Annotated in this window: 7 protein-coding genes; 3 read left to right on the forward strand and 4 right to left on the reverse strand. The window is 26.6% G+C overall.

Translation table 11 applies throughout. The features are described from left to right. The first annotated feature begins 80 nt into the window (after positions 1-80). The 3 genes from CSGHG_RS13250 (at position 81) to CSGHG_RS13260 (ending at position 3376) form a co-directional block, all read left to right on the forward strand. Positions 81-2432, forward strand: coding sequence for a helicase C-terminal domain-containing protein (locus tag CSGHG_RS13250; protein WP_010296166.1), 2352 nt, complete (start codon positions 81-83; stop codon positions 2430-2432). A gap of 295 nt (positions 2433-2727) precedes the next feature. Then, entirely contained in the window at positions 2728-2925 is a 198-nt protein-coding gene (locus tag CSGHG_RS13255; protein ID WP_010296170.1) for a hypothetical protein, read from the forward strand. 256 nt (positions 2926-3181) lie between these two features. Beyond that, on the forward strand, positions 3182-3376 hold the full coding sequence (locus CSGHG_RS13260; RefSeq protein WP_010296173.1) for a hypothetical protein: 195 nt from the start codon (positions 3182-3184) through the stop codon (positions 3374-3376). A gap of 214 nt (positions 3377-3590) precedes the next feature. On the opposite strand, the gene carB is transcribed toward CSGHG_RS13260, so the two are convergent. The 4 genes from carB to CSGHG_RS13280 all read right to left on the reverse strand — a co-directional run bounded on the left by carB (position 3591) and on the right by CSGHG_RS13280 (position 9059). After that, positions 3591-6803 (reverse strand): carbamoyl-phosphate synthase large subunit, encoded by a 3213-nt coding sequence (gene carB, locus CSGHG_RS13265; protein WP_010296176.1) that lies wholly within the window; start codon positions 6801-6803, stop codon positions 3591-3593. Positions 6804-6853: 50 nt separating this feature from the next. Continuing rightward, the gene (locus CSGHG_RS13270) at positions 6854-7900 is read right to left on the reverse strand and encodes a carbamoyl phosphate synthase small subunit (RefSeq protein ID WP_010296179.1); all 1047 of its coding nucleotides are present in this window, start codon (positions 7898-7900) and stop codon (positions 6854-6856) included. Between the two features lie 459 nt (positions 7901-8359). Continuing rightward, positions 8360-8581 (reverse strand): helix-turn-helix domain-containing protein, encoded by a 222-nt coding sequence (locus tag CSGHG_RS13275; RefSeq protein WP_010296182.1) that lies wholly within the window; start codon positions 8579-8581, stop codon positions 8360-8362. A gap of 10 nt (positions 8582-8591) precedes the next feature. Beyond that, positions 8592-9059 carry a DUF2975 domain-containing protein gene (locus CSGHG_RS13280; RefSeq protein ID WP_010296186.1) on the reverse strand — a complete coding sequence of 156 codons (468 nt, stop codon included), beginning with the start codon at positions 9057-9059 and terminating at the stop codon, positions 8592-8594. Positions 9060-9137: the final 78 nt, after the last annotated feature.

The following is a 9137-nucleotide window of genomic DNA, read 5'->3' on the forward strand; positions in this document are numbered from 1 at the left end:
ATATTGTAAAGCTTATATACTTTGTTAAAATATATATAATAGATTATTTAAAATTTATAAATAAGGAATGAGGTTTGATTTTGAATAAATATTGTATTGATGCTAAACTTTCAGTTAGAAATTTAGTAGAATTTGTTTATAGATATGGTGATTTAAATAATGAATTTGTTTCTTCCAATTCTGCTATTGAAGGCACAAAAATTCATAAAACAGTTCAAAAAGAATATGAACAAGAACATAAAGAAAAAGATGAAGTATTTTCTAAGGAAGTCCCTATTAAGGATACTTTTAATTATAAGAATTTAAATATTTATTTAGAAGGAAGAATAGATGGTGTTATATCTAAAGATAATTATGGAGAAATATTAGAAATAAAAAGTACTTCAAGAGATATACTTTCAATTGAGTCCTATAATGATCTACATATAGCTCAGGCAAAAATATATGGTTATATGTATTGTAAACTCTATAATCTTAAAGATATATCAATTAAAATTATTTATGTTAATAGAGATACTCTTCAATCAAAAGATTTTGTAGAAAACATCTCTATAGATAATCTACATGATTTTTTTTATTCTACTATTGAAAAATATTATAAATTCTTAATTTTAGACTATAATTTCAAAAAACTAAGAGATTCTTCCATAAAAAATTTAACATTTCCTTTTAAGGAATATAGACCACACCAACGTGAATTATCTGTAGCGGTATATAAAACTATAAAACATAATAAAAAACTTTTCTTAGAAGCACCTACTGGAATTGGTAAAACTATATCTACTTTATTTCCTTCTATAAAAGCACTAGGTGAAAAGCTTGGCAATAGAATTTTTTACTTAACTGCTAAAGGCAGTACTAAAGATATAGCAGAAAAAACTATAACCCTTTTAAGAGAGCAAAATCTTAAAATTAAAACTTTAACTTTGACTGCAAAAGAAAAAATATGTTTTCAAGAAACTGCAAACTGTGATCCTAACCTTTGTAAATTTGCTAAAGGTCACTACGATAGAGCTAACAAGGCTATTTTAGACATTATAACCAATGAAGAAAATATAAATAAAGACATAGTGTGTCAATATGCCAATAAACATAATGTATGTCCTTTCGAAATTTCTCTTGACTTAATAAGTTATTGTGACCTTATAATATGTGATTATAATTATGTTTTTGATATGAAAGTTTCTCTTAAAACATATTTTAATGAAAAGAAAAATGAAAATATAATACTTGTGGATGAAGCACATAACTTAGTTGAACGAGCCAGGGACATGTATTCATCATCACTTTTGAAAAGTGAATTTTTAAACTTAAAAAAACTTATAAAAAATGAAGATTATTCTCTTTACAAAAAATTAGATAAGGTAAATAATCTTATGATTGAAATTAGAAAATATAATGAGGAAACTAATTTTTATATATTTGAAAAAGTACCACCTGAGCTTATAAAGTATTTAGGAATTGCTTTTGACAGTATGGCTAATTATCTTGCAAAGGATAATATCAAATTTAAAGATAATGTATTAGATTTATACTTTAAAGTTAATGATTTTTTAAAGATATATGACATTTTTGATGATAATTATATTTGTTACAGCGAACGAGCTGGCTCTGAACTTAACATAAACCTATTTTGTATAAATCCAAGTTCAGCATTAAAAACACCTTTTAAAAATGCAATATCTACAATATTATTTTCAGCAACATTATCACCTATGAACTACTATAAAGAATTATTATCTTTTGAAGATGGTGATTACAATATAACCTTACCTTCTCCCTTTAATATAGACAATAGAGAAGTTATTATAGCTAATGATGTTTCTACTAAATATGCAAAAAGACAATCAAACTATAATAGAGTTTGTATTTATATAGATAATGTTTTAAACTCTAAAAAAGGAAACTACATGGTGTTTTTTCCATCATATCAATACATGAAAGATATATATAAAATAATGACTGAAGAATTTAATTACACCAATATACTACTTCAAGAATCATCTATGACTGAAAATGATAGATTAGAATTTTTAAGCAAATTTAATGAAAATAATGTTGTTGGTTTTTGCGTACTTGGCGGAGTATTTGCAGAAGGTATTGATTTAAAAGGTGATAAGTTAATAGGTTCTATTATAGTCGGTGTAGGACTCCCTAAAATTTCCTTAAGACAAAACTTAATAAAAAATCATTTTGATGATACAAAAGGAATTGGATTTCATTATGCGTATACATTTCCTGGAATAAATAAAATAATCCAAGCGGCTGGAAGAGTTATTCGAAATGATACTGACAAAGGAATTATATTTTTAATAGATGAACGATTTTCGACTGAACTATATCAAAACCTTTTTCCAAAGCACTTCTTTCCTCAAAAAATAGTAAATAATCCTTCTTCTGCAAAAAATATAATCAAAAATTTTTTTATTTAATAAATTAACAAGCTGTAGAGTTACAATTTTAACACTTAGCTTGTTTTTTATTAAATATATTTCACATGCACTTTCACTTTTCATTTAATTCAAAATCCTTATAATAATTTTTTTATTTATACGATTTCATATAGTAAAATCAACGTTTATATATACTCATAAAGTTTAAATTTTCAGACACAAAAATTTGTTTACATGCATTAACTTTTACGTTATTATGATATAGGCAATTGACCAAATCAGTTAGGATTAATTAAAAATTTATACTTTATTTTGATATACGGGAGGAACTTTTATGAAGTTTACATTTTTAAAAATTATACATTCTACTTCACTTTTAGGTATAATATTAAGTTTTTTATTAATTATTTTAGAATCATTTAATTGTTTTATATTATCTCATAATCAAGTAGTAATATTTACATTATTATTTATAGCTTCTTTTGGTGGATTAGTTTTTAATAATATTAACACTACTCTATCTGATAATTAGTATATAAATTTAATTTTATATATAGAAAAACTGTCTTAGGATAAATCTAAAATTTTATCTTAATACAGTTTTTTTATTTCTTTAAATTTAAATATATCCTTTAAATTTAGTTATTAATTTTTACCTAAAAGAAAACATTTACAGACATAAAAAATTAAGTTATTATTGTATAGGGAATATTTTAAATTTCTTTTTGCAACATAATTCTTAACATATTAATTTATAAAATTACATAAATAGTAGGGGGGATGTTTCCATGATTTTAAACTTTTCAAAAATAGTTCGCTTTCTTTCAATTTTAGGTATAATAATTACCTTTTTAATAGTTACTTTTGAAGCCTGTAACTTATTTGTTTTATCTAAAAATCAAATAGAATTATATACACTGTTATTCATAATGTCATTCTTTGGCTTAGTTGTTAGCGATTTCAAAAGATCTAAAATTAAATAATCATATCTATAATAATTTTAGCTTAAAATAAGGGGTTGTCGCAAAATGATTAAAAAGCATTATGGATATTTCTACGTTCGAAAAATGGCAAGAAAAATTTAAAATAAGCTATTCATTAATCATATATTAAGCAAATTACACGTAAAAAGGAAGCTATCGCTCCTTTAACCTTTAGTTAATTTTGCAACAGCCCCTTCTAGCTTTAAATTTTATTTTAATTTATGCTTACTATATCAAAAACCTGTAAAAGTTCTTTTTTAATATTTTCTTTTTCAACTTCTACCATTGCTCTTAGTGTATCAAGTGCTGTTATCACTCCTATACCCTTTTCTATAGCTTCTCTTCTTATTATAAAGCCATCTCTACTAGCTTTATTTCCCTTTGTAGGTGTATTAATTACTAAATCTACTTTTCCTTCTCTTATTGTATCTAGTATATTATTTTCCCCTTCTTTTATCTTATTGACTTTACAAGCTTTAATTCCATTTTCCTTTAATATATTATATGTTCCATCAGTGGATAAAAACTTATATCCTAAATTATTCATATCCTTAGCTATTTGTAAAAACTCCGCTTTATCATTATCATTTACTGTTGCTAAAATCATACCCTTATCTTTTTTCATATACATATTAGCTGCTATAAAACCTTTGTATAACGCCTCTTTTATGTTATTACCTATTCCTAAAACTTCTCCTGTAGATTTCATTTCTGGTCCTAAGCTTATTTCAACATTAGGAAGTTTTTGCGTTGAAAATACAGGCACTTTAACTGTTACAACTTTAGGTTCTTTATATATGTCTACCCCATATTTTAAGTTAGACAATTTTTCCCCAAGCATAACCTTAGTGGCAAGTTCCACTATTGGAACATTGCTTACTTTGCTTATATATGGAACAGTTCTACTTGCACGAGGATTTACTTCAATTACATATAGATTATTTTTAAACTCTATAAATTGGATATTTATCATACCATGTACACCAATTGCTAATGCAAATTTTTTAGTATATTCTAAAACCTTATCTTTTATTTCTTTTGTTATATTTTGACTTGGATACATAGTTATACTATCGCCAGAGTGAACTCCAGCTCTTTCCAAATGTTCCATAACTCCTGGAATCAGCACATCTTCACCATCACATATTGCATCTACTTCAATTTCACGTCCTAACATATATTTATCTATAAGTACAGGATTTTTGCTATCTGATATAAATGCATTTTCTAAATAATATTTTAATTCACTTTCATTATATGTTATTTCCATACCCTGTCCACCAAGAACATATGATGGTCTTACAAGTACTGGATATTCTAACAATTCAGCTTCTTTTAAACCTTCTTTTACAGACCATACTGCTTTTCCTTTTGGTCTTTGTATGTTAAGTTCTTCTAAAAGTTCTTCAAATTTTTCTCTATCTTCTGCCATATCTATTTGTTCTGCAGTTGTACCTAATATCTTAATATTCTTTTCCTTTAAGAATCCTGCAAGTTTAATAGCTGTTTGTCCTCCAAACTGAAGTATTACTCCATATGGATTTTCTTTATCAATTATGCTTAATACATCTTCTTCTGTTAGTGGCTCAAAGTATAATTTATCCGATATATTAAAATCTGTACTAACAGTTTCTGGATTATTGTTTATTATTATAGTTTCCACACCTAATTTTTTAAGTGCTATAACACTATGACAAGAAGAATAATCAAACTCTATACCTTGTCCAATTCTTATCGGGCCTGAACCTATAACTATAATTTTTTTTCTATTACTTACTACTACCTCATCATACTCATCATAGGTTGAGTAGTAATATGGTGACACTGCATCAAACTCCCCACTACAAGTATCTACCATTTTATAAACAGGCTTTATATTCCAAAGGTTTCTTAAACTATATATATCATTTGGTCTGCATTCTAACATTTTTGCTATTGCCTTATCTGAAAAACCATTTTTCTTAAGCTTTAAAAGCCATTCTTTGTTTAAATCTTCTATTTTTGATTTTTTAAGTTTCTCTTCTTCATCTATTATATTTTTTATCTTGGCTACAAAAAACTTATCTATTCCTGTTATCTCACAAACTTTATCTACCATATAATTTCTTCTTAACATTTCTGCTAAAACAAATATTCTCTCATCATCAGCACTTATTACTTTTGTCTTTAAATCTTCTAGATTCAAATCTTTGAGATCTTTATGTTCTAGTGAGAATTTTTTTATTTCAGATGAACGTATTCCTTTTAATAATGCTGATTCAAAATTACTACCAATGGCCATTACTTCACCTGTTGCCATCATTTTTGTACCTAGTTTTTTATTTGCACTTTTGAACTTATCAAAAGGCCATTTTGGTATTTTTACTACCACATAATCTAAGGATGGTTCAAAGCAAGCAAATGTCTTTTTTGTAACTGCATTTTTTATTTCATCTAATGCATATCCTAAAGAAATTTTAGCAGCTACCTTAGCAATTGGATATCCAGTAGCCTTTGATGCTAATGCTGAACTTCTACTAACCCTTGGATTTATTTCTATTACTGCATACTCAAAACTTTTTGGATTTAATGCAAACTGAACATTACAGCCACCTTCAATTTCTATTTTGTTAATAATATTTATAGCCGATGTTCTAAGCATCTGATACTCTTTATCACTTAATGTTTGACTCGGTGCTACAACAATACTATCTCCTGTATGTATTCCTACTGGATCTATATTTTCCATGTTACAAACTGTTATACAATTTCCATAACTATCCCTTATAACTTCATACTCTATTTCTTTCCACCCTTTAATACTTTTTTCTAAGAGTACTTGTCCTATAGTACTTTGCTCTAATCCGCTTGTAAGAATTACTTTTAACATATCTTCATCATCAGCAATTCCCCCACCAGACCCACCTAATGTATATGCTGGTCTTACTATTACTGGATATCCAATTTTATTTGCAAATTTCATACCACTTTCTATATCCGTAATAATTTCACTTTCTATAACAGGTTCATCTATATCATTCATAACCTGTCTAAAAAGCTCTCTATCTTCACCTTTTTTAATTGATTCTATTGAAGTTCCTATTATATTAACATTATATTTTTCAAGTATACCAGCTTCACATAAGTCTACAGCTAAATTTAATCCAGTTTGTCCACCCATACCTGCAATTAATGAATCTGGTCTTTCCTTTGCTATGACCTTTTCTACAAACTCTAAAGTTAATGGCTCTATATATACTTTATCTGCCACTTCTTTATCTGTCATTATTGTAGCTGGATTAGAGTTTATTAGTACAACTTCTACTCCCTCTTCCTTTAAAGCTTCACAAGCTTGTGTTCCAGAATAATCAAATTCAGCTGCTTGTCCTATAATTATTGGACCTGAACCTATAACTAACACTTTTTTTACATCTTTATTTAATGGCATAATAACAACCTCCAACTTTCTTTCATTTTAACTACAATGCGACTTTGCATTTATAACATTTTTAAGAATTTATCAAATATATAACTTGCATCATGTGGTCCTGGTGATGCTTCTGGATGATATTGAACACTAAATATTGGGAAAATCTTGTGTCTCATCCCTTCACAGGTTCCATCATTTACACTTACATGAGTCATAACCATATCTTTTGGTAACTTTTCAACCATATATCCATGATTTTGTGATGTTATGTGTATCTTATTCTCCTCTAAATCTTTAACTGGATGATTACAACCTCTATGTCCAAATTTCAATCTTCCAGTTTTTCCACCTAAAGTTAAAGCTAATAATTGATGTCCAAGACATATACCTACTATCGGTTTCTTGCCTATTATCATCTTAAGATTTTCAATAACCTCTACTAAATCTTCTGGGTCTCCAGGCCCATTGGATAAAAATATACCATCTGGATTTATATTTAATATTTCTTTATAAGATGTAAAAGCTGGTAATACCGTTAACTTACAATCTCTTTTTTTAAAACTTCTTAAAATGTTTTTTTTGATTCCAAAATCTAAAACAGCTATATGTTTCCCATTTCCATCTATTACATATTGCTCTTTTGTTGTTACATTTCTTACTGCATCTTTATTGGAAAAGTTATTAAGTCTTTCTTCTATTTCTTCAACTTTTAAATTTTCAAGTGTTATTATGCCTTTCATTGTTCCATTATCTCTTAAAATTTTTGTTAATGCTCTTGTATCTATTCCCTCTAAAGCTATTATTTTATTTTGTTTTAAGTAATTTTCTAAATTCATTTCACATCTAAAATTACTTGGTTCACTACAAAGTTCTCTAACTATAAACCCTTTAACTTTTGGAGTTTTAGATTCTAAATCTTCTAAATTCACACCATAATTTCCTATCAAAGGATAAGTCATAGTAACTACCTGCCCATGATAAGACGGATCTGTTAAAACTTCTTGATATCCAGTCATTCCTGTATTAAAAACTACCTCTCCAACTGTATCCTCTAAATATCCTAAAGCTTTTCCTTCAAAAGTAATTCCATTTTCAAGTATTAGTTTAGCTTTCATGTTAACCCTCCTAGTATTTCTTTAACTATTTTTATACTGTTTAAATATAAGTAGTAGCGAAATACACCTAAGGTTAGGATTAATTAAATTTACCATTTGTAACTTTTTAAAAAGTAACTATTAATATGTGCACCTATTTTTAACTACCTAAATTTTATTGTTACTCTTTGGAAAATATTAAGCACTTTATGCTATCTTTGGATTTTTGCCAATAAAAAAGGATTAATAAAAGAAATTTCTTTTATTAATCCTGTAATTCCAAAGTATATTAATCTAGCCTTAAACTATGCAACAATTAGACATAGCTATACTATATCCGCAAATTGCACTAACATACTCCTTACTGGCCTCACAGGACCAATTTAAAGTGTATTTCAAACCCTAAAAATATTATTCTATTTGTATTGATTTTAGTTTAAAATATAATATTTGTCAATAATTTTCAAAAACTTTTTTAAATTATTCTTCACTTTCCTTATCTTCTACATATTCTAGTATATCTCCTGGAGTGCAATCTAAAGCCTTGCATATTGCCTCTAATGTTGAAAATCTGATAGCTTTTGCCTTGTTAGTTTTTAATATAGATAAATTAGCATTAGTTATATTAATTTCTTCTGCTAAATCTTTTAATGAAACTTTTCTTTTAGCCATCATAACATCTAAATTAACTATTATAGCCATATTCTTCTCCTTATATCGTTAAATCATTTTCCTCCTTAATTCTCTTCCCTTCTTTAAATGCATGTGATAAATATATATTTGTTAAACCTATTATAAGAAATATAACTGATGGTGGTTTTAATGACATTCCTTCAAAAGCAAAAATCTCAAAATTGCTCTCTCTAAATAGATTACTTATACCTTCTATTATTGATAAAAATATCATACCATATCCTAATCTCTTAAAATTATTACTATTTCTCACTGAAAATATTGTATAAATATCACATTTTACTATTTTAATTAAAGTGTAGGATAAAAAGGTATAATCACTAATTTGTAAAATTGATAAAATAACACAAATTGCATCATCTATAGATAAAATATCATGTAAGTTTAAAAAGGTAAGTACTATACAACCTATTGTAATTAAACTCATACTGAAACATATAATATATAAAATAAATAAAACATATTTTTGACTCTTTATTTCTTTCATAAATTAACCCTCACAAACCTTAATTTTATATTGTTAAATCATTTTCTTCCTTAATTCTCTTTCCTTCTTTAAAAATAT

Source organism: Clostridium senegalense JC122, from assembly GCF_000285575.1.
Taxonomy (GTDB): Bacteria; Bacillota; Clostridia; order Clostridiales; family Clostridiaceae; genus Clostridium_J; species Clostridium_J senegalense.

Coding starts and splice junctions, on each gene's coding strand:
- CSGHG_RS13255 (WP_010296170.1), top strand. CDS start 2,728: ATGAAGTTTACATTTTTAAAAATTATACATTCTACTTCACTTTTAGGT.
- CSGHG_RS13260 (WP_010296173.1), top strand. CDS start 3,182: ATGATTTTAAACTTTTCAAAAATAGTTCGCTTTCTTTCAATTTTAGGT.
- carB (WP_010296176.1), bottom strand. CDS start 6,803: ATGCCATTAAATAAAGATGTAAAAAAAGTGTTAGTTATAGGTTCAGGT.
- CSGHG_RS13270 (WP_010296179.1), bottom strand. CDS start 7,900: ATGAAAGCTAAACTAATACTTGAAAATGGAATTACTTTTGAAGGAAAA.
- CSGHG_RS13275 (WP_010296182.1), bottom strand. CDS start 8,581: ATGGCTATAATAGTTAATTTAGATGTTATGATGGCTAAAAGAAAAGTT.
- CSGHG_RS13280 (WP_010296186.1), bottom strand. CDS start 9,059: ATGAAAGAAATAAAGAGTCAAAAATATGTTTTATTTATTTTATATATT.